Genomic DNA, 23,439 nt, shown 5'->3' on the forward strand with positions numbered 1-23,439 from the left:
TGTGCCCGCAAAGGCGTTAGACGACGGCGCGATTCGCGGTCATCGGCCGGGATTCAGTATCCGCCGGACGAACCCTCTGTCGAAGACTCGCTCAAGACCGCTTTGGCCGAGGAGAGTCCGATTCGTGAGGCTCCGGCAGTCAGAAAGGCCTCGACCTGCTCTCGGGTGCGAATCCCGCCGCTGGCCTTGATTTTCAGGTGGGAGGAGGTTTTTGCCTTCGCCCACAACTCGATGTCGGCCAGTTGGGCTCCGGCGCTGCCGAATCCTGTGGAGGTTTTGATGAAGTTGGCCCCGGCTTTCTCGCAAATGTCGAGCATCGTCAGCTTTTGCGCTTCGTCGAGATAGCAGGTTTCGACAATGAACTTTGAAACAAGACCGACCTTCCGGCAGGCCTCCGCCAGCTGGGACGCTTCCTTGCGGAGGGCTTCGGTCTGTCCTTCGATCAAAGCCGGATAATTGAGGACGATGTCGACTTCTGAGGCGCCCATCGCCGAGACCTCGTCGATTTCGACGATCTTCGAGCGTGTCGAGTAGCGGCCACTCGGAAAGCCGATCACGGCGGCTATCCCAACGTCTCCGGATCCGAGGATCTTTCGGCAGAGTGGGACGTTGGTTGGATAAACGCAAACGGTCGCAACACTGTGGCCCAAAGCATCGTGGCAGAGGGCTTCGATGTCGGCCGCAGAGGCGTCGAGTTTTAGGTTCGTCGCGTCGAGCGCGCCGGCGATTTCGGAAAGAGAAAATGGCATGGGTGAGGGTCCATGAAAGGGGAATGGCCGGAGAGTTTCCAGCTTAGGATTCAATTTCCTCCAATCTCGCCATTGCGGGAGCCGTTCCCTGACGAGTGACTGAGAGGGCTGCGGCCCGGTTGGCAAAGCGGGCTGCAGCGGGCAGGTCGCCGGGAAAGCGCTGCATCCCGGCGGCAAAAGCTCCGACAAATGCGTCGCCCGCGCCGGTGGTGTCGACGACTTTTACGCCCTCGACGGCGGGGATGCGTTTATTGTGGGTTTCACTCCAGAGGTGGACGCCGTGTCGCCCGAGAGTGACGAGAACCGTGGGAGGGCCGAGCTTGCGGCAGAGGTTTCCAAGTTCGTCTGGAGAGAGGTGGGGCAGTTCTTCTTCGGTGGGAGCGGAACTTTCCAAGCGTTCCAGCAAGCCGATGAACTCGGTTTCATTGGGAATGAGGATGTCGGTCGATTGGAGGAGGTCCAAGGGAAGCTCTTCGCGGAGGGGTGCCGGGTTGAGAATGCGGGTGACCGAGTTTCGGCCCGCTCGCTCCAGGACAGATTTGACGGCTACGAGGTTGCATTCAAGTTGGCAGACGAGGATTTCACTCTCCGCCAGGAATTCATCCGGGATGTCGTGAGGAGAGAGAAAATCGTTCGCGCCCAGGGCTACCACGATCTCGTTCTGGCCGGAGTTGTCGAAGAGGATTCCCGCGGTACCCGTTGAAGCGTCGCGATATTCAGCGAGAGCGGCATGAATCCCTTCCTCTTGATAAAATTCACGAACTGATTGGGCGAATGCATCTGCTCCAACCGCCCCGACAAACGTGACGTCGGCACCCGCCCGGCGAGCGGCTACCGCTTGATTGCTGCCTTTCCCACCCGGTCCCGTAAAGAACTGTCCGACGACGGTTTCGCCCGGTGAGGGGAAGCGCTGGGTGGAGAAAGTGAGGTCTTGGACAAAGCTGCCGACAACTAGAATAGGAGAGGGGTTCATACGGAAAATGGTAGCTCTGAGATAGGCGGAGAGACAAGTGAGGAAGTTGTTTTCAAAAAACGACTGGTCAGGGGACGGGCGTCGGATGTAGCATTCGAAAATGTTTACTGGACTGGTTGAAGCTGCAGGAAAAGTGCTACGTTTCGAGGAGGATTCTTCGGGATTCCAGTTGGATGTGGAAATGCCCGAGGCAATTTCCGGATACGCTCTGGGAGATTCCATTGCCGTCAACGGTTGTTGCCTGACGGTGGCGAGGCAGGGGGAGGGCTATGCATCCTTCGACCTCCTGGCCGAGACGGTCCGCCGCACCTCCTTTGCTGGACTGACCGCCGGGCGTTGGGTCAATCTGGAGCGAAGCCTTCTCCCCACCACTCGGATGGGCGGACATTTCGTCAGCGGCCATATCGACGAGAGCGGCGTGATTGAAGTTTTCGAGCCCCGTGGTGCCGATTACTACCTGCAGGTCTCTTGTAGCCAAGAAGGGATGGCCTACATGGTCGAGAAGGGTTCGATTGCGGTCGATGGGATTTCCCTGACCGTTGCGGAGGTTCACGAAAGCGGCTTCGCCGTTTGGTTGATCCCGCACACCCTTGCCGAAACCAACCTGAAGGATCGTTCCGCAGGAGAACGAGTGAACCTCGAATTTGACCTCTTGGCCAAGCACGTAGAGCGTATGCTCTCCGCAAGAATGCCGATCGCCGCAGCCGGGAGCTGATTCTCCAATGCGGGAAGATCTACTCAGATTGATCGGAGAGGAACTCCGACTCCTCCGCGCCGAAGGGCTGGAGTCCATCAGCCTCACGGACGAAACCTTGCGTATACTCGAACGCCAGCCTCAGCCCAGGCGCACCCAGCCGGCTGCCGCCGAGCCGTCCAACCAACCGCAGGAAAAAATCGAGGTTCCCCAGATCAAACCGGAAGCCCCGCGGCCGTCTCCAGCCGCCAAAAAGTCGAAGGTAGATTCATCCCTAGCCAATCCCCCGAAAATCGAACTTCCCGAAGGATCGAAAGAGGAAAAATGGAAATGGCTCCGGGATCGCGTGCTCAATTGCGAGGTTTGCCAAAAGCATCTAAACCCCGAGAAACAAATCGTTTTCGGAGTAGGGAACCTGGACGCCGACATCTTCTTCTGCGGAGAAGCCCCGGGAGCGGACGAGGAAACCAAAGGCGAACCCTTCGTCGGCAAAGCCGGAGAACTCCTGACCGGTATGATCAAAGCCATGGGGCTGAAAAGGGAAGAAGTCTACATCGGCAACATCATGAACTGGCGCCCCCAGACGGGAAATTCCTTCGGAAACCGCCCCCCCACCGATGACGAGATGGCCTTCTGCCTCCCATACCTGAAAGCCCAGATTGAAGTCATCCAACCCAAAGTCATTGTAGCCATGGGCGGCACCGCCGCAAAAGGCCTCTTGGGGACCGAAACCAAAGGCCAAATGGGACGATTGAGAGGGAAGTGGTACGAATTCTCAAAGACCCCCATGATGATCACCTATCATCCCTCCTACCTGCTCCATCAAGAATCGGTAGCCAGCAAACGCAAAGTATGGGAAGACCTACTTGCCGTGATGGAGCACTTGGAAATGGAAATCTCTGAGAAACAACGGAACTTCTTCCTAGCGGCTTTGCGGAAGTAAGGAGTAAAGTTATTTTGCGCTTAATAATAAACCAGGTTAATAGTATTGACCTGGATGAGAGATATGCTATTTTTGTTTCATGAGGAGACGAAAAATTGAGGGAGAAACAGCCTATTACCATCTGATGAGCCGAACGGTGAATGGGGAAGCCTTGTTTGGGGATCGGGAAAGGGAAGTTTTGCGTAAGATGATCTGGCAGGTCGCCGAGTTTTCGGGGGTGCGGGTGATTACGTACGCCGTGATGAAGAATCATTTTCACCTCTTCGTCGAAGTGCCCGGAGAGCATGAGGTTTCGGATTCGGAGATCGTCCGGAGGTATCGGATGCTCTATCCAAAGCCGACGCCGTGGCAGCCGATGCCAGCCAGCGTCTTGGAGAAGCATTTGGCTGAGGGGACGGATGAAGGGGATCTTTTGCGGAAGGCGTTGGTCCGGCGGATGCATGATGTTTCTTGGTTGATGAAGACTTTGAAACAGCGGTTCTCTCTCTGGTTTAATCGGTCCCGTGACCGCTTTGGTCCGCTTTGGTCGGATCGGTTCAAGAGTGTTCTGGTTGAAGGCGATCGCTGGGCGTTGCGGACGGTAGCGGCTTATATTGACTTGAATGCTGTGCGTGCGGGTTTGGTCGAAGATCCTAAGGATTATCGATTTTGTGGATATGGGGAGGCCATGGGAGGCGGACGTCTTGCTCGCGAGGGTCTGGCTGTGGTGGATCGCGATATGGCCGGGTATCGGCAGACGCTCTTTGGCTCTGGATCGCAGGTAAAAGACGGAAAGACCGCGATCAGTCGTGAGGAGGCGGTGCGGGTTCTTCGGGAGGAGAAAGGGAAACTGCCGCTTTCGGTCGTCCTTCGGTGTCGGGTTCGGTATTTTACCGATGGGATGATTCTCGGGTCTGCGGAATATATTGAGGAGCAGGCGAAATTGGAGCCTGGAGGGAGGAAGAAAACCCGAAAACCTCGTCCAATGCAGGGAGCGGATTGGGGTGGTCTTTCCGTGGCAACTGGATTGAGGAAAGACCTGTTTCGATAATTCTTACGCCTTGGCCTGTCTTGCCCGGAAAATATGGTCGCAGGCTTCCCGAACGGCACCGCCTCCACCCGGGAAACGTGACACCCATTTGGTCGCTTCTCGAATCTCTTCGGCTCCGTTGAGTGGGGTTAAGGGGAAGGCAACCTTCTGCAGAAGAGGGAGATCCGGCACATCGTCGCCCATAAATGCAGCATCGCTCCAATCGAGTTTCAGTTGATCCAAGATCTTCTTTGCACAAGCGACTTTATCCTTCGCCCCGAGATAAATGTGGGGGATGCCCAATTTCTCACAGCGGGTTTGAACGGGGGTCGATGGGGATCGACTGATGACCCCGATCGGGAAGCCATCCTTGAGCAAACGGGCGATTCCGAAACCGTCCTTGATATCAAATCGACGAATTTCTGGACCTCCCGTTTCCGGTAGATAGACTCCGCCATCGGTCAGCACTCCATCACTGTCCAAAAGTAATACCTTGATTCGCCCCCAATCCATCGTTTCACCTTCATTCGGCTTCATGCCAGTAACCCAAAGGGACTTATCTTGAAATTTCGACCGCAAAAACCATCCATTCTCGACGAGTCGGCAGAAACGCTGACCGCATTTCTCAAGGCCGAGAAAATTCCAGCTTTCCGCGGGAAGCAAATCCTTGAGTGGGCCTACAAGAAAGGGGTTCCGGATTTTGCGGAAATGAGTAACTTGCCGCTCACGATGCGGGAGTCGCTCGGGGAGAAGTTTGCCGGAAATCCGGTGACTCCAGTGCTTTGGAAGCGCTCTGGAGACGACACCCATAAGTTGCTTTCTCGACTCGAGGATGGAGCTTTGGTTGAGACGGTCTTGATTCAGGCCCCGATGGTCGGAGTGGGGCAGGAGAAATCCCGAGCGACGGTGTGCGTTTCAAGTCAAGTTGGCTGTGCGTATGGATGTAAGTTCTGCGCATCCGGTTTGGCTGGGTTTAAACGGAATCTGACTCGGGGTGAGATTCTCGGGCAGTTCTTCCGCGTAGGAGAGAGAAAGGATGAATCGGATACGCCTTCAGCCGTGCGGGAAGATCATGTTCCCTTCGACAATATTGTCTTCATGGGCATGGGAGAGCCGATGGCTAATTTTGATGCGGTCGCCGGTGCGATCGAGTCGCTTCATAGTGACTGGGGATTCCGCTTCGGAGCCCGTCGGATCACCGTTTCCACATCTGGACTGGTTCCAGAAATTCGCAAGCTTGCGGACCTAGGGATCCCCATCCGACTCGCGGTTTCGCTGCATGGAGCGACCGATGAGGTGAGAAGCCGGATTATGCCGATCAACCGACGTTATCCGATCGCCGAACTTCTCGAGGCGGTTCGGTATTTTCGGGAGCGACACAACCGAATGGTGACTCTGGAGTTCATTCTTATTGAGGATGTTAACGACTCTCTTGAACAGGCGATCGCGCTCTCAGGTATCGCCAAGGAGCTACACGCTCACGTGAATTGTATCCCCTACAACACCGTGGAAGGACTTGAATGGAAGCGGCCCAATCTCCGGCGTCAGGAGAAATTTGCCAAAATTCTTCGCGAAAACGGTGTTTCTGTGACTCTTCGGAGAGAAAAAGGGCACGACATCAGTGCTGCCTGCGGGCAATTGAGGCTTCAACACGAGACAGCGGCGTAGTTCGCCGGATGCTTTAGGTGAATCAGCCTCTTCGTCTACTTATAATTAACCAGGAAAAAAATTAGTTTACATCGGAGGAGCCCAGCCTGACTCATCATTCAGAGAAGATCTCCGGTTAAAATCTCGACGATCGTGGATTCCCGGCTGAGCCGGACGCCAGGCAAGGGGATCAGTTACTGCGGTCCGCCATCCAGCGGACGAGGGCCGAGAGAAAATCGGTATTCGCGGAGAATTGAGAAAGCAGGTGGTCGGCTTGCTGAGTGAGTTCTTCGGCACGTTTTCGGGCGGCGTCGAGGCCTTCCAGGGTCGCCAGAGTGACTTTTCCGTTGGCTTCATCGCGGCCGGAACTTTTGCCGGTTTGTTCTTCGGTGGCGGTAAAATCGAGGATGTCGTCGATGACTTGGAAGGCTTCGCCTAGGCATACTCCAAATTGGCGAACGGTTTCGACCTGCTCGGCAGAGGCTCCGCCGATTCTGGCCCCCATGATGCAAGCGGCGGCGATGAGGGCTCCGGTTTTGCGGCGATTGATGGAGGAGAGTGTAGGGACGTCGAGGGGAATGCCTTCGTTGTCGATGTCGTCCATCTGACCTCCGACGAGCCATAGGCTTCCTGAGGCGGTGGCGAGGTCGACGACCAAGTTGTTGGCTAGAGCAGGGTCGGTGGGGTATCCTTCGCCGAGAATTTGGAAGGTAAGGGTGAGGAGACCGTCTCCGGCGAGGATGGCGGCAGCTTCTCCGAAGGCTTTGTGGCAGGTGGGGCGACCGCGGCGGAGGTCGCTGTCATCCATGGCCGGAAGGTCGTCGTGGATGAGGGTGTAAGTGTGGAGGCATTCAATGGCGGCTGCGGCGGGAAGTGGGTTGGACTTCGATGAGAAGGCCTCGGCGACGGCGCAGACCAAGACTGGGCGGAGGCGTTTGCCACCGGCTTCGAGGCTGTGGCGCATGGCGCTGTGCAATTTGGTGGGTTCGGTATCCGCGGAGGGGACCCTGTGGTCGATTTCCTTTTCGATTTGGAGGCGCCAATTTTCGAAGCGCTCGGTAAACTCTTTTGGGTCCATTGTTTGATTGTTGTCGATCAAGTCTTGCAATTTTTCAATCCGGTTCCCACATTTCTCCGTTTTTTCCAGCAATGCCAACTTACGACTACGTTTGCTCTTCCTGTGGCCATGAAATGGAAGCCTTCCAATCGATGAAGGATGCGCCTCTGAAGAAATGTCCGAAATGCGGAAAGATGAAGCTGTCCCGAATGATCGGAGGCGGCTCCGGTTTGATTTTCAAGGGATCAGGCTTTTACGAGACCGATTACAAGAGAAAGTCGGGATCGAATTCCTCCAGTAGCTCGGAATCGAAGCCTTCTTCGTCCTCGAAGGAGTAGAGGGAATTACTTACCTTCCCCGATGCAGCGGATTTGCAGTTCGGTGCTGAGGGAGGAGATTACCTGGGTCTGGGCGAAATAGCGTCCGCCGATGGGGGTCGTTTCATCGGGATTGACGGCGACGGCGCAGGGCACGAAGGCGTCATCGGTGAGGATTCCGTTGGTCGGATCCATTCCAATCCATCCGGCTCCGGGGAGGTAGACCTCCGTCCAGGCGTGCATGGCTTCGGCGCCTTGTAGGTCTCCGGTTTCGAGCAGGTAGCCACTGACAAATCGGGTGGCGAGTCCTTCGTACTGAAGCAGCTTCTGGAGTAGGGCGGCAAAATCCCGGCAGGAGCCTTTGCCCCGGTCGAGGATTTCTTCGGTGGTGTAAATCCCCGGTTCATCCCGTGGCTCATATTCGAGCTTGGTATGTATATTCTGATTAAGGGCAGCGAGAAAGGATACCGTCTCTTTCTCCTCGGGAATGAAGATCTGAGCGGCTTTTTTGAGGATGGGATCCTGAATTGCGCTAGGCTCGAAGTAGCCCATGAGGGCCTGTTTCTCGCTGTCGTTGTATACGATAGGACGGGCGAGGGCTGAGGGGCCGAGTAGAAAGTTGTAGGGATTGGCCCCCGAGCGAATGATTTTCATCCGGTTGGTGAGCGAAAGCACCTCTGTCTGACCGATGTATTCAAAGGAATACGTTGGATTCTCGAAAGCGTCCCGCAGGAAGCGGAGATTGCCGCCGGGTTCCGTCTCGAGGGTCTGATGAAACCGCCGAAACCGCGGAGTAATCCTCAAGGCCTGCAGTGAGAGGGAAACGGGTCCGTCGTAGTCATAACGGGTAACGTGATAGACCTCGTAGAGGCGGTCTCCGGATTTTAGTGAAAAGTCTTCCATGGTTCTTCCGGGACTTGGCAACGATCGAGTTCGTACCGTGAGAAAAGAAAAAAGAAATCGGAGAGTCGGTTGCCGAAGGAGAGGGCGGCAGGTGGTACGGGATAGTCCCGGTGAACGGTGGCCATGCGTCGTTCCGCCCGGCGGAAGACGGTGCGGAGGACATGACAGAGCGAGGCGGTCTCGCAACCTCCGGGAAGGAGAAAGCTCTTGGAGTTGGACTCGAGTTCGGATTCGAGTTGATCGATCCATGATTCGAGCTCTTTGGTTTTTTCAGGCTCGAAGACATATTTGTCCCGCATGGACTCTGGACTGGCGAGGACGGCCATGAAGGTCATGAGATCTTTCTGCAAGGTCTGCAGCCGTTCCTGCCAAGGGTGATCCATTCCCAATTTCACACGGAGCATGCCTAGGAACGAGCAACCTTCATCGTAATCGCCATAGCACTCGACGCGTGGATCGTCCTTGGGGACGCGGGAACCGCCGATCAACTGACAGGTGCCGGCATCACCAGCACGTGTGTACACCCGGGATCGTTTTATCATTGCCCTGAGTATTCGGTGTCTTTCATCAACCAGTCAAGTGCCCCTTGAATTTCCCGGTCCCAATGGGCCCATGAATGATCCCCTGGGCCTTCACTGTATTGAAGAGGGAGGCTTGCTTTCTCTGCCGCTTGGCGGAAATCGGAATTACTTTCGTAAAGGAAGTCTTCGGTTCCGCACCATTGGTAGAATCGAGTCGGTTCGTTCCGTGGTTGCTTTAGGAGATGCAGGAGGTCGGCATCGCTTCCGGGAACTTGAGAGACATCGCCAAAAATGGCGTTCATCTTGGTCCTGCGAACGGGATCGTCTTTCCAGTGATTCGATAGATGGCCGATGTCGAGGGCACCGGAAAGGCTTACTGCGGCGCTGTAACGCTCTGGATGGGCAAGCCCGAGACGGAAGGCTCCGTATCCCCCCATCGAGAGACCAGCGGCGAAGCGAGCTTTGCGGTCGGAACGGATGGGGAACCAAGCTTCGCAGAGAGATGGTAATTCCTGACTGATATAGGACCAGTAGTTCATCCCCGAGGCGGTGTCCTGATAATAGCTCAAGTCAACTCGCGGCATGACGACGACGAGTGGGTAACTGGCCGCATAGCGCTCAATGGAAGTGCGTCGCATCCAGATGGTTTCATCATCGGACCACCCGTGCAGGAGGTAGAGCGCGGGATAACGGTCGAGCCGATCCGGGGTGCTCATCCCGATCTGACCCTGGGCATCGGGCTGGGGAAGAAGAACTTCGACCGAAGTCGAAACTCCTAGTTGTTGGGAAAAAAATCGAGTGCTTAACCAAGCCATCCCTTCACCATGAAATGGTTCACGGCCTGCGGCCAGCTTGAATCAATTTGGATGTGCCCGGTCGCCGCTTTCACGAGGGAAATGCCAAGAGGGTTGCGCTGGGGCGTCAGATGCTGCAGAATTTTGTCTACCGATGGCGAGAGTTACCATCCTCCTTCCTGTGCGCAATGGAGCGCAGACTCTGGAGGCAGCGGTGGAGTCGATCCTCCAGCAGACCTTCAAGGATTGGCGGCTATTGATCGTCGACGATCATTCGACCGACAGGACCCGGAAGTTGGCTGAGGGTTTCTCCGCCGAGGATCGTCGGATTTTGTCGATTCAGGCGGTGGGCCGAGGAATCGTCGCGGCGTTGAACGAAGGGCTCGCGAGGGTATCCAGTCCATTCGTGGCTCGGATGGACGTCGATGACTATTGTCATCCAGAGCGATTGCGGTGGCAGTGCGAGTTTTTGGAGGAGAATCCTGAGATCGGAGTGGTCTCCTGCCGGACCTGGCAGGATGGTGGTGGCCGGGGATATCAGCGCTACATGGATTGGACCAATTCGATTCTCTCGGTGGAGGAGCATTTCCAGAATCGGTTCGTAGAGTCTCCGGTGGCGCATCCGAGTGTCGTCTTTCGACGCGAAATTCCTGACCGCTTTGGGGGCTATCGTGCAGGTGATTTTCCGGAGGACTATGAGATGTGGCTCCGGTGGATGGACCAAGGCGTTCGATTTCAGAAAATCCCGGAATTCCTTCTGGAGTGGAGGGATTCGGAGAAGCGGCTCTCACGGTCTGATCCCCGCTACCGGCCGGAAGCGTTTTATGAAATCAAGAGTCACTTTCTCGGTCGTTGGTTGGAGCGGGAGATCCCTGCGGATCGTCCTCTTTGGCTCTGGGGAGCAGGCCGAGTAACCCGGCGTCGATTTCGGTCTTTGGAGGACAGTGGACATCGTTTCGCCGGATTCCTCGACATTGACCCGAAAAAGATCGGTCAGACGCTGGACGGGCGACCGGTGGAGGATCCGCGAGATCTCGCAGAGGACTCTGATCGATTTCTATTGTTCGGAGTGGGCGCGAGGGGCGCACGCGAGCGAGCCACCCAGTTTCTGGAAAGCCGGGGCTATCGGATCGGGAAGGATTTCTTGGCAGTGGCCTAGGCCGAATACTCTCCGAAAACGTAGTTTTTCAGATGCTCGGCTTCGACTTGATGCTCTTCCATTTGCCAGCGAGTGACATCCCCTATCGAGATGAGCCCGACGAGGCAATCCACCGTATCGAAGACCGGGAGGTGTCGGGTGCGCTTCTCGGTCATTTTCTGCATGGCCGTGGCGATGGTATCCGTGGTGTGAAGGAACTGCGGATCGGGGGTCATCACGTCGGCAATCCGAGTCGTTTGAGGATCCAGGGTTTTGGCGACAACCCGGGTCAGAACGTCACGTTCGGTGAAGATCCCGACCAGTTTTTGTTCCTCCAAGACCACGAGGCTGCCCACACGATGGCGGTTCATCTCAGCGACGGCTTCGAACACGGATTGATCGGGGGAAGTGGAGTAAACGTCCGAGGATTTGCGATTGAGGAGTTTGGTAATAGGGGTGTTGTTTTGAGGCATGGCCGGATATTATCGGAGCATGGCGCGGTTGGCAAACGAATAGAGAAGCAGTTGCGGCTGGCTTTTCGACCGGTGTATGCCTATCGAATGAAAGGGTGGAGAGACCTGTTTTCCCGATTTTCTACCTCTGGCGATTGTGGGCGCTGACTGGAGCCGGAGGATCTGAGCTTGTGGTGAAAAGAGCGTCTCTGCCTACCGTTTATCATGATTAAAGCCGAGAAAGACCGTATTCGCACCTGGTTGCTGTTTCGTTATTGTCGGTTTGCGATGCGGCGGCGTTTCTTTTCGGTCCGGCTTTACGTGGATTTGGATGATTTTCAAGAAACGGGAACTTTTCCGCTGATTCTCTATGGAAACCATTCCTACTGGTGGGACGGGCTCATGGAGACGCTGATTTTCGACCGGCTGAACCTGGACTACTACATCATGATGGAGGAGAAAAACCTCCTGAAGTTCCGTTATTTTCAGAAAACAGGGGTGTTCGGGGTGGATCTGGACAGCCAGAAAGGCCGGAGCCAGGCCTTGCTTTACGCGGCTCGATTACTGCGTTCAGATAGCTTTCGCCGGACGCTCCTGATGTATCCGCACGGTCGCCTCGTAAACGATTTTGAACCTTGGCCGGAGTTTCAAGGAGGGCTCAGCGGATTGCTGAAGATCAACGAAGGCGCCCACGCCCGGCCGATGGCGAAAAAAATCCACTCCGGAAAATATCCTTTGCCAGAGGCGGTGATACGGATCGGGGCACCGATTGCTGCGGATAATTTGGAAGAAGGACTACGGAGCTGTCACGAAAAGCTTCTGAAGGACCTCAACTCGGATGAAGAAACCGATCGTCACTGGTTGATTCCTCCTCCGCGGAAGTGGCATGGGAAGACGTAGGGGCTGGGCTGTCTGAATTCAGGCTGGGGTGCGGGTTGGGCCAACCCGCGCTACCTATTGGGAGATAGCAGCCTGGGAGGCTTATTGTGCGAGCTGTTCGCCGGGGACGGCTTGGCCGGTGCGGCGGTTCAGTTCCTCATAGATGCGGAGGGACACCCAGGCGTCGGTGGCAGTGTAGTTGATTTGCTTCTTGGTCAGAGGATTCTGTTCCCAATTGGAGACCCGTGCGGCTTTGGAAATGCGGAGGTAATTCAGGCTGGGGTGCGGGTTGGGCCAACCCGCGCTACCTATTGGGAGATAGCAGCCGGGGAGACTTATTGTGCGAGCTGTTCGCCGGGGACGGCTTGGCCGGTGCGGCGGTTCAGTTCCTCGTAGATGCGGAGGGAGACCCAGGCGTCGGTGGCGGCGTAGTTGATTTGCTTCTTGGTCAGAGGATTCTGTTCGCAGTTGGAGACCTGTGCGGCTTTGGAAATGCGGAGGTAATTCAGGCTGGGGTGCGGGTTGGGCCAACCCGCGCTACCTATTGTGAGATCGCAGTCGGGGAGACTTATTGCGCGAGCTGTTCGCCGGGGACGGCTTGGCCGGTGCGGCGGTTCAGTTCCTCATAGATGCGGAGGGAGACCCAGGCGTCGGTGGCGGCGTAGTTGATTTGCTTCTTGGTCAGAGGATTCTGTTCCCAATTGGAGACCTGTGCGGCTTTCGAAATACGGCCGTTGAGGAACATTCCGGCGAGATTACGGAGGCCGGTGGTAATGATTCCGCGGGCGGAGGCTATGGTGCCGAGATCGGTGAAGCCAGCGGCTTGGAAAGGGGAAATACGATTGAGGCCTTTGATGTCATCGTGAGGGGCGACGCCCACTTTCTCGACAGCCGGATCGGCAAGAATGGCGAACAATTCTTCGTGTCGGGAAATCTGCCGAAGCTGGAACAACCACGCTGTCGCTCCGTTGGACAGCTGGAGGAGAGCCGGTGGTCGAACTTCGTCTTGGCGGCGGAAAGTCGGCTTACTCTCCGTATCAAACCCGAGAAGGGTTTCGTGGCGAAGTTCTTCCAAGGCGCTGTCCATCTGAGCGTCATCTTGGATCAACTCGATCTTTCCCTTGAAGCCGATCATCGGCAGATTGCGGAGGACCTCTTTGCACATCCTCTCGGGAAAGGGAGCGTCGGCAGGTATATTCATCCTTCGGATTCTTGCGGTCCGTGGGGTTGTGGCAATGGTTTTTTGGCGCTGAAGACCCCTCGGGTATTGCGGTAGAGGACCCAGTCCGCGTGGTCCTTGGCTCCGGCTGAAAAACGCGGGAAGTCCCGCAGATTGCTTTTGAGGAAGACCTCTATGGCTTTTTCGAGGGCGTAGGCGCGTTCGGCGATATCGCGGGAGAGCCGGGCGTTGAGCTGGGTGCGCCAGTGAGATTCGACGAGGATGAAGAGATCGAATTGCGTGCGCAGCTCCTCGTGGGCGGCGATTTCGCCGTCGCAGATCAGGCAAGTTCCGGGATGAACGGGTTCCGTTTGGTCGGCTTCGCCCGCCGTCGCGTTGAAAATGGGGCGATGGATAGTCCGTCCTGATCGAGCCGCATCGAGGTCTGCAAAAAGCCGGGGCAGATCATTGCCTTCGGGATGTGAGCCGAGGAGGCCGCGTTTCGCCCGGTCCCGACGGGGAAGCCGGTAGTCGTCAAGAGGGAGGAGGGCGGAACCCTCAATCTTGTTCACGAGCCAGTGGGAGACGCTGGATTTGCCGGAGCCGCCCTGTCCACCGATTCCGATGAGGAGTGGAGTAGGCGGGGTCGGTTCGCGCTCCTGAAGATCAGATTGAAGCTGGGGCCACCAGCTCTCGAGGCTTTTGATTCCGTTGCGATTCATTAATCTAGATAGTCCTCATCGCTGGCTTTACGAACGGCCTCGACGGAGGGGAGGATTGACGCTCAATCAACTCGTCAATCCGTCTCCTTGCCGAGGAGGGCGCGAAGGTCAGAGGGGGCGTCGGAGACGGATCCTCAGACAAATCCGGTGCCGGATTCTGGACTTTCTTGTTCATGTTTTGCTGGTTGCTTGGATACATGCTGGTTGCGGGTTGAGCCAACCCGCGCTACCTTGGGCTAGAACTGGGTGGTGGGGACTTCGCGGACCGACGGGTCTACGTCGAAATATTCCTCAGGCTGAAATCCAAAGGCGCCGGCGACTAAGCTGGAGGGGAACTGTTCGCACTTATTGCGATATTCGCGGACGTTGCCGTTGAAGAAGCGACGGGCGGCTTGGATGCGATCTTCTGTGATAACGAGTTCGCGTTGCAGTTGGAGGAAATTCTGGTCGGCCTTGAGTTCTGGGTAATCTTCGGCACGGGCGAGGAGATGGGTGACCTGTCGGGACATCTCCTGCTCGGCGGGAGCTTGCTGGCCGGCCGAACCCTGACCACTCGTCTGGAGACAGCGTTCCCGGGCGAGGGTGACTCGCTCGAGGACTTCCTTTTCGTGGGCCGCGTAGCCCTTTACGGTTTCGACCAGATTGGGAATGAGTTCGTAGCGCCGTTTCAACTCCGTGTCGATATTGCTCCAGGCTTCCCGGATGTGATTGCGGAGGGAAACGAGGCCATTGTACTGGGCCAAGAGCCAGATGCCGGGAAGAAGGATGACCACCGCGACGATGATCCAGGGGAGTATGGACGGTGCATTCATGAAATGGGTCGTTCTTCCTCGAATAGGTATTCAGGCATGAGGCCGAAGATGGATCCGAGCCGTGCGACGTTGCGCTCCCAGTCCTCGACTTTGGTTTTGCGGGAAAAGGCGAGCACAAGCCATGCTCCTTCCACCTCAATGTTGAGGTCCTCTTCGTCGAGGAGATAGTCGATCATCCGGGCATTGCAGAAATCGTAGGCAAACTTCTTGTCGCGGCTCTTGACGTTGTAGCGCTTGGAGAACTCCACGGACTCAAAATCGATGTCGTCGAACCCGAGCATTTGGGCAAACTTCTGAAAGATTCCCTCCCGGTAAATGCGGAGCTCGGGGAAAGCACCGGGAAGCATGAGGAGGAAACTGGAACCGTGGTAATGGTGAGTCGTGCGGTTCCCCTTAGAGTCGGTCGAATGCGTTTCGTAGTGAAAGTCGAAGGTCTCGAGCGTTCGCCCGTCCATGTCTCCACGAAGTCGATTGTAGAGGTATCGATTACTGCCCTTGCGGATCGGATCAATGAATTCGAATTGCCGGATCTCAGTCTTGTTTTTTTCGGGGAAGAACTGCAGTCCATGCTTGCGGGCCAAAGCCGCTAGAGCTTCGCGTCGCTTTTTCTGCTGGAGCCAACCATAGTAGGCCAGTCCTCCAAAAACGATGACGACGGGGATGATTATGAAAACGGGGTTCATCGGATTAGAGTGTGAGAAAGGATCGAGGAGGGGACCAGTCTCAATTCGCGGAGGAAGACAGGCGAAGGCAAGAACAGGATGTTTGTAGTAGGGGCGCAGCTTCAGCTGCCCCCATCGCGGATTTTTGGGCAGTCTCTCCGTGAGGACCTTTCGTAGCCGCAGGACCGCGCAGCTAAAGCTGAGCGGCTACTTGTTGTAGGACCGGCAGCTAGAGCGGCCGGTCCCAGTGGGGATGTCGAATGTTGGGAATGCCGCCTAGGCGTCGGCGAAGAGTGCGGCTGGTGGGCCGCTTACGGGGAGGTCGCGGACGATTTTAGTAGGGGCGCAGCTTCAGCTGCCCCCATCGCGGATTTTTGGACAGTCTCTCCGTGAGGACCCTTCGTGGCCGCAGGCCCGCGCAGCTAAAGCTGAGCGGCTACTTGTTGTAGGACCGGCTGCTAGATCGGCCGGTCCCAGTGGGGACAGTGGAATGTTGAGGATACCGCCTGGACGTCGGCGAAGAGTGCGCCTGGTGGGCCGCTTGCGGGGAGTTCGCGCACGATTTTAGTAGGGGGCAGCTTCAGCTGCCCCCATTGCGGATTTTTGGACAGTCTCCCCGTGAGGACCCTTCGTGACCGCAGGACCGCGCAGCTAAAGCTGAGCGGCTACTTGTTGTAGGACCGGCTGCTAGATCGGCCGGTCCCAGTGGGGACAGGGGAATGTTGAGGATACCGCCTGGACGTCGGCGAAGAGTGCGGCTGGTGGGCCCCTTAGGGGAGGTTGCGGACGATTTTAGTAGGGGCGCAGCTTCAGCTGCCCCCATCGCGGATTTCTCGGACAGTCTCCCCGTGAGGACCCTTCGTGGCCGCAGGACCGCGCAGCTAAAGCTGAGCGGCTACTTGTTGTAGGAGACCGGCAGCTAAAGCTGCCGGTCCCAGTGGGGATGGCGAATGTTGGGAATGCCGCCTAGGCGTCGGCGAAGAGTGCGGCTGGTGGGCCGCTTACGGGGAGATCGCGCACGACGAAAAGGTTTCCGCCGAATTCTTCATCACGGTCTTTGGCTGTGCCGGTGCTGATGTAGAGGTCATTGCCCTTCGGTCCTCCGAAGGCGCACGAGGTGGTTTCGTGGGCGGGGACGTCGATGCGGCTGACCTCCTTGCCGGTTTCCGGATTGTAGCGGGCGACGTGTCCGCCGTGGCAGAAGGCGATCCAGAGGTTGTCTTCGCTGTCGATGGTCATTCCATCGGGCGAGGAATCCTTGTTCGAGGTCTCGACCACGACCCGAGGATTGGAAAGGGTCCCGGTTGCAGAATCGTAATCGAAGGCTTTGACTTCCTTGGAGGGGGTGTCGATGTAGAAGAGGGTCTTGCCGTCGGCTGACCAAGCGAGCCCGTTGGAGTTGGTCACTGGGCCGTAGGCTACGGAGTGCGACAAATCGCTGTCCAAGCAGTAGAGTTTGGCGGCTCCCGTTACTTTATCGGTGGCAATCGTTCCGCCATAGAGACGACCGTCAGGAGAGCACTTGCCGTCGTTGAAACGATTGTTGGGAAGATCGGGCTCGGGATCGTATATCGGGGTGCTCGTGCCCGTTTCGCGATCCAGGAAATAAAAACCGTTGTCTCCGCCCCAGAGGAGGCGTCCGGACTTGCAGGGAACGACGAAGCCTACTTGTTGGTCGAGTTCCCAGCTCTGTTGCTTGCCGGTCTCGGGATCGAATTCAAGGATGCTCTGGGCGTGAATGTCGACGTAGAGGAGGCGGCCGTTGTGCCAAGTCGGGCCCTCGCCCCATTTCGATTGGTAGTTGCCGATCGGTTCCGGTTTATTCATGGAGAAAGGCTTTCACAGAACCGGAAGCCAAGGCAAGGCGGTTTGTCGGTCTGTCAGTGGCCGGTGGTCGGTTTGTCGGTGGTCGGTCTGTCGGTGGTCAGTGGTCAGTGGTCAGTGGTCAGCGGTCGGTAGTCGGTGGTCGGTGGTCGGAGAGGCGGTTGCGCGACGGTCGGGACCTTCGACTAGGCGATGAGGGCCATCTTCTCCTTGGTAACGGGAGTGATGGGTTCTTTTCCTGCGAGGAAGCGCTCGCACTCCTTAACGACTTCGGCGCCCATGCGGAAGCATTCACGTCCTTTGGAACCGGCGATGTGGGGAGTGAGGATGGCGTTGGGCAAATCGCGAAGAGGTGAGCTATGACGATTGGCCTCATCCTGAATGACGTCGAGGATGGCGGTAATGTCGGGTCGTTCGCGGAGGACCTCGATCATCGCAGGTTCGTCGACGACCATCCCGCGGGAGGTGTTGATGAAGGTGGTGCCGTGGCTCATGCTACGGAGGTGGTCTCCGGTGATCATTCCCTCCGTCGACGGAAGCCAGGGGGTGTGGAGCGAAACCACATCGCAAGTTTCGAAAATCGCCTCCAGGGTTTCCGATTTCTCAGCTCCGCAGGCGTAAAAGAGGTCGTTAGTGGCGAAGGGGTCGTAAGCGACGACGTCGAGATCGAGATGTTTCAATTTCTGACAAACGAGTTGACCGATGGCACCGAGCGAAATGATACCGACGCGGCTACCGTGATACATGCCCTGAATGGTTTGGTGGGAGTCTCCATCTTCTCCCTTCTGGAGAGCCGTCATGTAGTGCCAAAAGCGCTTGAGCGAAAGAGTGATCGTGGCTTCGGTGAACTCTGCGACGGGAATCGCGTTCATCTGATAGGCACTGGTGAGGAGGATGTCGCGTTCCCAAAATGAATCGGTGATGAATCCGCGGGTGCTACCAGCCGCGTAGAAGAGGGCTTTCAGCGAGGGAAGAGCGTTCAGAAGCTCTTCGTCAAAGAGTGGGCAGCCCCAGCTTGAAAAGACAATATCGACATCCTGGTAGGCGGACGGATTGCTGAGAATCGACTCCCGAGTATGGAGATTCCCGTCATTGTCGGTCATCTCTTTGATCTGTTGAATGGAGCTCGTGTTGTAGACGAACTTGAGGGAATCCTCCGGAAGTAGGAAAATCGATTTCACTTTGGTTTAATAAAAATGGTATTTTTTGCTGTTGGCAGCAAGTCAATGACCTTAGAGCAGACATTATGGGTGGGTCAAGTTTGTGGAGATTCGATCCTTTCGAATCAGAAACCTTTGACTTTTCGCCTCGCAAAGAAAATTGCGGGGGGCGCCACGGCGGGATGCCGGCCTATTCTGCGTTGCGGAAAATGAGGGTCCGTTTCTCGCTCATATCTTCGATCGCGTAGCGTACTCCCTCGCGGCCAAGACCGCTGTCTTTCACTCCTCCGTAGGGAAGGTTGTCGACCCGCCAGGAGGGGATCTCATTGATGAGCACTCCACCAGCCTCGAGCGTGTCCCAAGCCCGGAAGGCGTGATCAATCTTGGCGGTGAAGACGCCGGCGTGGATCGCATAGTGGCTCTCGTTGACGGACTCCAGCACCTCATCGAATTCGAAAAATCGTTCAAGGACGACAATCGGCCCGAAGGCTTCCTCGCAATAGAGCTTCTGATCGCGGGGAACGTCGTAGAGAATGGTTGGCTCGACGAATTGACCGTCCCGCTTGCCTCCGTGGAGGATTTGGGCCCCGGAGGCCGTTGCTTCGTAGATCCATTCTTCGAGTCGCTGGGCCTGAGCTTCGTCGATGAGAGGGCCGATGAAGGTTTCTTGATCCCGAGGATCTCCGGACTTCAGGGCTTGGGTGGCGGCGACAAACTTTTGTACAAACTCTTCGGCGAGGGAATTGTGGAGATAAATCCTTTGCACGGAGATGCAGCTCTGGCCCGATTGGTAGAATGCACCAACGATGCAGCGTTTGACGGCATCCTCGACATCGGTGCCCTCATCGAGAACACAGGCGGCGTTTCCCCCCAGCTCGAGGACGACCTTTTTCTTGCCGGCGCGTTTCTTCAGTTCCCAGCCGACTCTGGGAGAACCGGTGAAGCTGAGGAGCTTGAGTCGCTTGTCGGTGGTGAACGCATCTGCCTCTGAGACCTCGCAGGGGAGGATCGAAAATGCGCCCTCCGGGAGGTCAGTTTCGGCAAGAATCTCTCCGATGATCAACGCTCCGAGAGGTGTGCGGCTGTCCGGCTTGAGGATGAAAGGACAACCGGCGGCGATAGCGGGTGCAACCTTGTGGGCCACTAGGTTGAGAGGGAAATTAAAAGGGGTGATAAAGGAACAGGGGCCGATCGGAACCCGCTTGACGATGCCGCGATATCCTCGGCAGCGTTCGCTGAGTTGGAGGTTCAGGACCTCTCCTTCGTCAGCCATGGTCTCGCGGGAGGCGATTTCAAACGTTTCGATGAGGCGTTCAACCTCACCCCGGCAGTCTTTGATCGGCTTTCCGGCTTCGCTGCAGAGAGCTTCTGCCAATTCCTCCTCCCGTTCACGGAAGCGCTTTATGCAGTGGTCGAGAGCAGCTTTCCGTTCAAACGGAGTTGTTTTGGCCATGGGCTTTCTTGCCGATACTGCCGATTCGATGGCTCGATCAATATCCTTGCGGTCTGCAAGGGCTACGGAGGCGATGAGCTCTCCACTGAATTTGTCGCAGACCTTGAGGTCGGTATTTGGCTCTTCGGGTTGGCTCCCGAGGTAGAACGGATAGGTGCCTTTCATGATAGGAGAAAGCATAGATTGGGAATCGCTCGGGGTCAAAGACGGACTGATTGGCTTGGGTCTTGCTATCTTCTTGCCACCAAGGACCCATTCCTTGAGTTTCCAGTCGCGAAAGCACTGGAAACTCGTCCTGAGGGTTCGCACTGAATCATTATGTGGTTATACGCAGCATCCTCTCTAGAATTTAATGTCGTCGTCGAGACTCCGTTTTTGATGATGTTGCGACCCCGGAGTGGGACCCAGCAATGGGTGAGTCGGGAGCAGTATGTCATGTCACCGAATGCTTCGCCCGTTGAGTTCACCGATCCCTTTGGAAATCTTTGCCAGCGATTGGTGGCACCACCAGGGCGGTTCTCGGTGAGGACGTCGGTCGATATTGAGGTTGCGGATGCCTATGATGTCGCGCCGGGGGCACCTTTCGTAGAAGTCCAGAATCTCCCGGATGAGACCTTGCCCTTCCTTTTGCCGAGTCGCTTCTGTGAGGCGGATCGTTTTACTCAGCTGTCCGCCTCTCTCGTGGGCGGGTGTAATCCGGGCTATGATCAGTGCATGGCGATCGTCGACTATATCAAGCGGACGGTTATCTATACACCCGGTCAAGGTCAGGAGATCATCAGCGCTTGCGAAGTCAATGGGCGCAATCAGGGAGTTTGTCGGGACATGGCGCATCTGGGTATTGCCTGTTGCCGGGCTCTTTCGATTCCGGCTCGGTTGGTTGTGGGTTACCTGGACCAGCTCGAGCCGATGGACCTCCACGCTTGGTTTGAGGCCTATGTCGGTGGTCGTTGGTACACCTTTGACCCGACCCAGAACAATCCAAATGGTGGCCGGGTTGCGATCGCCTATGGACGGGACGCGGCGGATGTTGCCGTGTACACCCAGTTCGGTGAACCGGTCGAACTCCTCAGCCTCGATGTTACCGTCGAGCGACGGTCTGCTCCGCCGAGCTGAGAGGCTCTTTGGAGATCGAACCTGCCAAGGTTAGGATCTGTTCGGCGACGTCGGCGATGTTGTAGAAAAGAGTAAACTGTAGCCGAGTCAGCCCTGCATTTGTCTGTTGGGTCTTTTCGGTGATTGAGGTGAGGATCGGGCGAAGATCTTCTTCCGGTGATGGGCAGGGTTGTTGCAAGCAATGCTGGCAGGTCTCCAGGGCCGAGAGGATTGAGTTGGAGAAATCGAGAATCTCCTCAGGAGGCCGCCTCTCAGGGCGGCGATGAGCGCCGAAGGCCGATAAATAGGAGAGTAGGGCGTGATTGAGGTAGGTCAGGTCAAAGGCGAGCTCACGTGACTTTTGGCGCTTGCTGGGTTCGAGATGCATGTCCTGCCAAGCGAGAACGAGAGCATTGTCGGCGCGGTGGGCTTCGCGCCGGGCAGAGCGGTAGGGGAGGTCGTCTCCGGTGACTGTCCCGGAATACTCGTCGAGGATTGCCCGAAAGTAGGCCGCATTCTTCGCCAAGGCTTCAGACAGGAGGCTGGGCAGTCGTTTGTACTGCCAGTCAGGCCAGAGTAATCGAACGCTGAGGTAAGCCAACCCCGAACCGATCAGCGTGTCGATCAAACGTGGGGCCATAAGGGCTACGCCTTGATGGGAGACCAGATTGAAGGCACAGAGGACGAATGTGGTGATGAAGATGACTGAGACGGAGTAGTTCTTCTTCAGCCAGAAGAAGAAGGCAAACGCCGAGACGAGCATGAAGAGCAATTGCCCCGGAATCGTGGGAAGCAATTGGACAATGAGAATTCCACCAACGACTCCGCTGAGGGTTCCGAGAATGCGCTGAAAGAGTCGGCGTCTCGTGCTGCTATAACTCGGTTGGCAGACGAAGAGACTCGTCAGAATGATCCATTCGCCCTTGGGCATGGGAAAGATCTGGAAGATCGTAAAACCAGTGAGAAAGCAAAGACTGAGGCGGATTGCGTGACGGAGACGCGGGCTCTCCCAGTAAAGCTGGTCCTTGATTCGCTGGACCGTGGTTCGTCGGTCACGAGCGAGTTGGGGCGATAGGTCGCGGAAGAGATTGTCGCTGAGATTCCGGAGCGACTGATTGGAACGGGCGAGGTTGTTGACGAGAAGGACAAGGGGCGAGGTCTGATCGAATTGGTTGTCCTGTAGTTGTTTTTCGAGAACGCCGATGATCCAGTCGAGGGAGACGGGGTGGCGATAAGGGACTCCGGTGAGAAGGCTTTCAGAGAGCTTTCGGGAGGCTTGCGACAATTGGCTAAGGGTCTGGCTGATGCCTTCCAGTAACTCCCGGTTTTCGGGTTTTTGGCTCAAAAGGTCGTAACGTTCGTGACTGGAAGCGGCGCGTTCGTGCAGGCTTTGAAGCAGCATGAAAGACTGCAGATAGGGCCGGAGTTCTGAGGGGTCCTTCAGGGAGTCGCTGTAGCTGTTGAGGACGTCTTTGCATTGGTCGAGTGCGGTGACGAGGCGAACGTTGCGAAGAGCGAGCTGGTTGCGCACCTGGCCCTGACTCTTTTCCTCGCTGGGGAAAAGACTCGCTTTGATTTCCAGATAGTCGGCGAGGGCCGCGTAGCCACGGGCGAGTTGTTCTTCCAGAAGACGCCATGGATGGAGGAGGAGCAGGCCCAGTGAGATGAGCCCGTAAAACAGGGCCCCAGCGGGGAGGAGGAGCGGCTGCCAGTACCAGGCTGGGCTGATCGAGGCTCCAATCATGGCATAGATTCCGACCAGAACAGCACCAAAGGTAACTCCGCGATAGCGTTCGCTGATTCCCCCGATCAGGAGAAACCCGATTGTAGATAGTGCGAGCCCTAGTCCGAGGAGGATCGGATAGGGGCGAAGGAGTTCTACCGAAAGGCTGGAGATTCCAAAGCTGACCACCTTCAGTGCCATTGACTTGACGCGGCCGGCGGGATGATCGTCAGTCTCGGAGAGGGCTCCGGCTAAGGCACCGAGGGAGAGCGATACCGCAAAGAAAGGAAAGCCAAGCAATACGAGAGGGATGGCAAGAAGAGCAATCGCGACGGTAGCCTTGATCGCCATGAGCCGATCCGGGTTTCGCCAGAAAGATCGGCGGATGGGCTCATACCATGAGCATCCTTCGAGCAAGCCTCGCACTCGGGATGTGCCTTCGTGTCCCTTCCTCTCTATCATTGGTTTTAAAGATTATCACCCGGGTTCTTCATTGAGAAGACTGTTTCTTGATCCGTCCCGCGGTAGGGGATGTCCGTTGCGGTTAAATGTCCGGCACTGGGCAAACCCAAAATGGACGCTGATCGGCTCCATCAGGGAAATTCAGGAATGGATAGCGTGGGATAAATATCTTTTTTGGGGGAGGGCGAAGCTAAAGTAGTGAGAGCTTCCAGCTCTCTCCTGCCGATCAGAGGCGAAACGGCGGGGAGCCATGTTGATTACACCCTCCGAGTTTCCACGTTTTCAATATAA

Annotated in this window: 26 protein-coding genes; 8 read left to right on the plus strand and 18 right to left on the minus strand. The window is 56.5% G+C overall.

The genetic code is table 11. The features are described 5' to 3' along the window. Positions 1-53 precede the first annotated feature (53 nt). The gene (gene deoC, locus H5P30_RS10015) at positions 54-749 is read right to left on the minus strand and encodes a deoxyribose-phosphate aldolase (protein ID WP_185692810.1); all 696 of its coding nucleotides are present in this window, start codon (positions 747-749) and stop codon (positions 54-56) included. A 43-nt stretch (positions 750-792) separates the two neighbouring features. Next, a complete protein-coding gene (locus tag H5P30_RS10020; RefSeq protein ID WP_185692811.1) occupies positions 793-1,722 on the minus strand; it encodes a ribokinase in 930 nt (309 codons plus the stop codon). 100 nt (positions 1,723-1,822) lie between these two features. On the opposite strand from H5P30_RS10020, the gene H5P30_RS10025 reads away from it, so the two are divergent. The 3 genes from H5P30_RS10025 (at position 1,823) to H5P30_RS10035 (ending at position 4,389) form a co-directional block, all read left to right on the plus strand. Then, complete coding sequence (locus tag H5P30_RS10025; protein WP_185692812.1) at positions 1,823-2,437, plus strand: riboflavin synthase; 615 nt, start codon at positions 1,823-1,825, stop codon at positions 2,435-2,437. A gap of 7 nt (positions 2,438-2,444) precedes the next feature. Beyond that, positions 2,445-3,359, plus strand: coding sequence for a uracil-DNA glycosylase (locus tag H5P30_RS10030; RefSeq protein WP_185692813.1), 915 nt, complete (start codon positions 2,445-2,447; stop codon positions 3,357-3,359). A 79-nt stretch (positions 3,360-3,438) separates the two neighbouring features. After that, on the plus strand, positions 3,439-4,389 hold the full coding sequence (locus H5P30_RS10035) for a transposase (RefSeq protein WP_185692814.1): 951 nt from the start codon (positions 3,439-3,441) through the stop codon (positions 4,387-4,389). A gap of 3 nt (positions 4,390-4,392) precedes the next feature. Here the strand turns inward: H5P30_RS10035 and H5P30_RS10040 are convergent, their stop codons facing one another. Further along, positions 4,393-4,905, minus strand: a complete 513-nt coding sequence (locus H5P30_RS10040; RefSeq protein ID WP_185692815.1) for a KdsC family phosphatase — start codon at positions 4,903-4,905, stop codon at positions 4,393-4,395. A gap of 24 nt (positions 4,906-4,929) precedes the next feature. Here H5P30_RS10040 and rlmN point away from each other — a divergent pair, with 24 nt between their 5' ends. Next, positions 4,930-6,036 carry a dual-specificity RNA methyltransferase RlmN gene (gene rlmN / locus H5P30_RS10045; protein ID WP_185692816.1) on the plus strand — a complete coding sequence of 369 codons (1,107 nt, stop codon included), beginning with the start codon at positions 4,930-4,932 and terminating at the stop codon, positions 6,034-6,036. 169 nt (positions 6,037-6,205) lie between these two features. On the opposite strand, the gene H5P30_RS10050 is transcribed toward rlmN, so the two are convergent. Further along, positions 6,206-7,093 (minus strand): polyprenyl synthetase family protein, encoded by an 888-nt coding sequence (locus H5P30_RS10050; protein ID WP_185692817.1) that lies wholly within the window; start codon positions 7,091-7,093, stop codon positions 6,206-6,208. Between the two features lie 71 nt (positions 7,094-7,164). On the opposite strand from H5P30_RS10050, the gene H5P30_RS22480 reads away from it, so the two are divergent. After that, the gene (locus H5P30_RS22480) at positions 7,165-7,410 is read left to right on the plus strand and encodes an FmdB family zinc ribbon protein (RefSeq protein ID WP_185692818.1); all 246 of its coding nucleotides are present in this window, start codon (positions 7,165-7,167) and stop codon (positions 7,408-7,410) included. Positions 7,411-7,416: 6 nt separating this feature from the next. On the opposite strand, the gene H5P30_RS10060 is transcribed toward H5P30_RS22480, so the two are convergent. The 3 genes from H5P30_RS10060 to H5P30_RS10070 are packed head-to-tail and all read right to left on the minus strand — an operon-like array spanning position 7,417 to position 9,628. Beyond that, positions 7,417-8,292: a transglutaminase family protein gene (locus tag H5P30_RS10060; RefSeq protein WP_185692819.1), complete on the minus strand. Its 876-nt coding sequence runs from the start codon at positions 8,290-8,292 to the stop codon at positions 7,417-7,419. Beyond that, positions 8,274-8,834, minus strand: coding sequence for a cob(I)yrinic acid a,c-diamide adenosyltransferase (locus tag H5P30_RS10065; protein ID WP_185692820.1), 561 nt, complete (start codon positions 8,832-8,834; stop codon positions 8,274-8,276). Before H5P30_RS10065 ends, H5P30_RS10060 begins: the two co-directional genes overlap by 19 nt. After that, a complete protein-coding gene (locus H5P30_RS10070) occupies positions 8,831-9,628 on the minus strand; it encodes an alpha/beta hydrolase (protein ID WP_185692821.1) in 798 nt (265 codons plus the stop codon). The genes H5P30_RS10065 and H5P30_RS10070 overlap by 4 nt, the downstream gene beginning before the upstream one ends. Before the next feature lie 133 nt (positions 9,629-9,761). Here H5P30_RS10070 and H5P30_RS10075 point away from each other — a divergent pair, with 133 nt between their 5' ends. Further along, positions 9,762-10,766: a glycosyltransferase family 2 protein gene (locus tag H5P30_RS10075; protein ID WP_185692822.1), complete on the plus strand. Its 1,005-nt coding sequence runs from the start codon at positions 9,762-9,764 to the stop codon at positions 10,764-10,766. Here the strand turns inward: H5P30_RS10075 and H5P30_RS10080 are convergent. Continuing rightward, positions 10,763-11,218, minus strand: coding sequence for a CBS domain-containing protein (locus H5P30_RS10080; RefSeq protein ID WP_185692823.1), 456 nt, complete (start codon positions 11,216-11,218; stop codon positions 10,763-10,765). The genes H5P30_RS10075 and H5P30_RS10080 overlap by 4 nt on opposite strands. A 204-nt stretch (positions 11,219-11,422) precedes the next feature. Here H5P30_RS10080 and H5P30_RS10085 point away from each other — a divergent pair, with 204 nt between their 5' ends. Further along, positions 11,423-12,097 (plus strand): lysophospholipid acyltransferase family protein, encoded by a 675-nt coding sequence (locus H5P30_RS10085; RefSeq protein ID WP_185692824.1) that lies wholly within the window; start codon positions 11,423-11,425, stop codon positions 12,095-12,097. A gap of 81 nt (positions 12,098-12,178) precedes the next feature. On the opposite strand, the gene H5P30_RS22485 is transcribed toward H5P30_RS10085, so the two are convergent. From H5P30_RS22485 to H5P30_RS10125, 9 genes are all read right to left on the minus strand, one after another. Further along, a complete protein-coding gene (locus H5P30_RS22485; protein WP_425504934.1) occupies positions 12,179-12,490 on the minus strand; it encodes a 3'-5' exonuclease family protein in 312 nt (103 codons plus the stop codon). Continuing rightward, entirely contained in the window at positions 12,412-12,648 is a 237-nt protein-coding gene (locus H5P30_RS22490) for a 3'-5' exonuclease family protein (RefSeq protein ID WP_425504935.1), read from the minus strand. Before H5P30_RS22490 ends, H5P30_RS22485 begins: the two co-directional genes overlap by 79 nt. Beyond that, positions 12,645-13,277, minus strand: coding sequence for a 3'-5' exonuclease (locus H5P30_RS10095; protein ID WP_185692825.1), 633 nt, complete (start codon positions 13,275-13,277; stop codon positions 12,645-12,647). Before H5P30_RS10095 ends, H5P30_RS22490 begins: the two co-directional genes overlap by 4 nt. Next, positions 13,274-13,957, minus strand: coding sequence for a nucleoside/nucleotide kinase family protein (locus H5P30_RS10100; RefSeq protein ID WP_185692826.1), 684 nt, complete (start codon positions 13,955-13,957; stop codon positions 13,274-13,276). The genes H5P30_RS10095 and H5P30_RS10100 overlap by 4 nt, the downstream gene beginning before the upstream one ends. 236 nt (positions 13,958-14,193) lie before the next feature. Further along, the gene (locus H5P30_RS10105; protein ID WP_185692827.1) at positions 14,194-14,769 is read right to left on the minus strand and encodes a LemA family protein; all 576 of its coding nucleotides are present in this window, start codon (positions 14,767-14,769) and stop codon (positions 14,194-14,196) included. Further along, positions 14,766-15,452, minus strand: a complete 687-nt coding sequence (locus H5P30_RS10110; protein WP_185692828.1) for a hypothetical protein — start codon at positions 15,450-15,452, stop codon at positions 14,766-14,768. The genes H5P30_RS10105 and H5P30_RS10110 overlap by 4 nt, the downstream gene beginning before the upstream one ends. Before the next feature lie 945 nt (positions 15,453-16,397). After that, the gene (locus H5P30_RS10115) at positions 16,398-17,258 is read right to left on the minus strand and encodes an SMP-30/gluconolactonase/LRE family protein (protein WP_185692829.1); all 861 of its coding nucleotides are present in this window, start codon (positions 17,256-17,258) and stop codon (positions 16,398-16,400) included. A 182-nt stretch (positions 17,259-17,440) separates the two neighbouring features. Then, positions 17,441-18,436 carry an NAD(P)-dependent oxidoreductase gene (locus tag H5P30_RS22035; RefSeq protein WP_185692830.1) on the minus strand — a complete coding sequence of 332 codons (996 nt, stop codon included), beginning with the start codon at positions 18,434-18,436 and terminating at the stop codon, positions 17,441-17,443. 169 nt (positions 18,437-18,605) lie between these two features. Further along, positions 18,606-20,036, minus strand: a complete 1,431-nt coding sequence (locus H5P30_RS10125) for an aldehyde dehydrogenase family protein (protein WP_185692932.1) — start codon at positions 20,034-20,036, stop codon at positions 18,606-18,608. 150 nt (positions 20,037-20,186) lie between these two features. Between H5P30_RS10125 and H5P30_RS10130 the strand changes: the two genes are divergently transcribed. Next, complete coding sequence (locus H5P30_RS10130) at positions 20,187-20,984, plus strand: transglutaminase domain-containing protein (protein WP_185692831.1); 798 nt, start codon at positions 20,187-20,189, stop codon at positions 20,982-20,984. On the opposite strand, the gene yccS is transcribed toward H5P30_RS10130, so the two are convergent. Beyond that, on the minus strand, positions 20,950-23,148 hold the full coding sequence (gene yccS, locus H5P30_RS10135) for a YccS family putative transporter (RefSeq protein WP_185692832.1): 2,199 nt from the start codon (positions 23,146-23,148) through the stop codon (positions 20,950-20,952). The genes H5P30_RS10130 and yccS overlap by 35 nt on opposite strands. Positions 23,149-23,439: the final 291 nt, after the last annotated feature.

Origin of the sequence: Puniceicoccus vermicola (assembly GCF_014230055.1) — a bacterium.
Classification (GTDB): Bacteria; Verrucomicrobiota; Verrucomicrobiia; order Opitutales; family Puniceicoccaceae; genus Puniceicoccus; species Puniceicoccus vermicola.

Excerpts from the sequence above, each read along its gene's own strand:
- H5P30_RS10035 (WP_185692814.1), top strand. The coding sequence starts at position 3,439 with ATGAGGAGACGAAAAATTGAGGGAGAAACAGCCTATTACCATCTGATG.
- H5P30_RS10040 (WP_185692815.1), bottom strand. The coding sequence starts at position 4,905 with ATGAAGCCGAATGAAGGTGAAACGATGGATTGGGGGCGAATCAAGGTA.
- H5P30_RS10095 (WP_185692825.1), bottom strand. The coding sequence starts at position 13,277 with ATGAATATACCTGCCGACGCTCCCTTTCCCGAGAGGATGTGCAAAGAG.
- H5P30_RS10025 (WP_185692812.1), top strand. The coding sequence starts at position 1,823 with ATGTTTACTGGACTGGTTGAAGCTGCAGGAAAAGTGCTACGTTTCGAG.
- H5P30_RS10130 (WP_185692831.1), top strand. The coding sequence starts at position 20,187 with ATGTGGTTATACGCAGCATCCTCTCTAGAATTTAATGTCGTCGTCGAG.
- H5P30_RS10110 (WP_185692828.1), bottom strand. The coding sequence starts at position 15,452 with ATGAACCCCGTTTTCATAATCATCCCCGTCGTCATCGTTTTTGGAGGA.
- H5P30_RS10065 (WP_185692820.1), bottom strand. The coding sequence starts at position 8,834 with ATGATAAAACGATCCCGGGTGTACACACGTGCTGGTGATGCCGGCACC.
- H5P30_RS10115 (WP_185692829.1), bottom strand. The coding sequence starts at position 17,258 with ATGAATAAACCGGAACCGATCGGCAACTACCAATCGAAATGGGGCGAG.
- H5P30_RS10050 (WP_185692817.1), bottom strand. The coding sequence starts at position 7,093 with ATGGACCCAAAAGAGTTTACCGAGCGCTTCGAAAATTGGCGCCTCCAA.
- H5P30_RS10030 (WP_185692813.1), top strand. The coding sequence starts at position 2,445 with ATGCGGGAAGATCTACTCAGATTGATCGGAGAGGAACTCCGACTCCTC.
- H5P30_RS22480 (WP_185692818.1), top strand. The coding sequence starts at position 7,165 with ATGCCAACTTACGACTACGTTTGCTCTTCCTGTGGCCATGAAATGGAA.
- deoC (WP_185692810.1), bottom strand. The coding sequence starts at position 749 with ATGCCATTTTCTCTTTCCGAAATCGCCGGCGCGCTCGACGCGACGAAC.
- H5P30_RS10075 (WP_185692822.1), top strand. The coding sequence starts at position 9,762 with ATGGCGAGAGTTACCATCCTCCTTCCTGTGCGCAATGGAGCGCAGACT.
- H5P30_RS10085 (WP_185692824.1), top strand. The coding sequence starts at position 11,423 with ATGATTAAAGCCGAGAAAGACCGTATTCGCACCTGGTTGCTGTTTCGT.
- H5P30_RS10060 (WP_185692819.1), bottom strand. The coding sequence starts at position 8,292 with ATGGAAGACTTTTCACTAAAATCCGGAGACCGCCTCTACGAGGTCTAT.
- yccS (WP_185692832.1), bottom strand. The coding sequence starts at position 23,148 with ATGATAGAGAGGAAGGGACACGAAGGCACATCCCGAGTGCGAGGCTTG.
- H5P30_RS10080 (WP_185692823.1), bottom strand. The coding sequence starts at position 11,218 with ATGCCTCAAAACAACACCCCTATTACCAAACTCCTCAATCGCAAATCC.
- H5P30_RS10020 (WP_185692811.1), bottom strand. The coding sequence starts at position 1,722 with ATGAACCCCTCTCCTATTCTAGTTGTCGGCAGCTTTGTCCAAGACCTC.
- H5P30_RS10100 (WP_185692826.1), bottom strand. The coding sequence starts at position 13,957 with ATGAATCGCAACGGAATCAAAAGCCTCGAGAGCTGGTGGCCCCAGCTT.
- H5P30_RS10105 (WP_185692827.1), bottom strand. The coding sequence starts at position 14,769 with ATGAATGCACCGTCCATACTCCCCTGGATCATCGTCGCGGTGGTCATC.
- H5P30_RS10070 (WP_185692821.1), bottom strand. The coding sequence starts at position 9,628 with ATGGCTTGGTTAAGCACTCGATTTTTTTCCCAACAACTAGGAGTTTCG.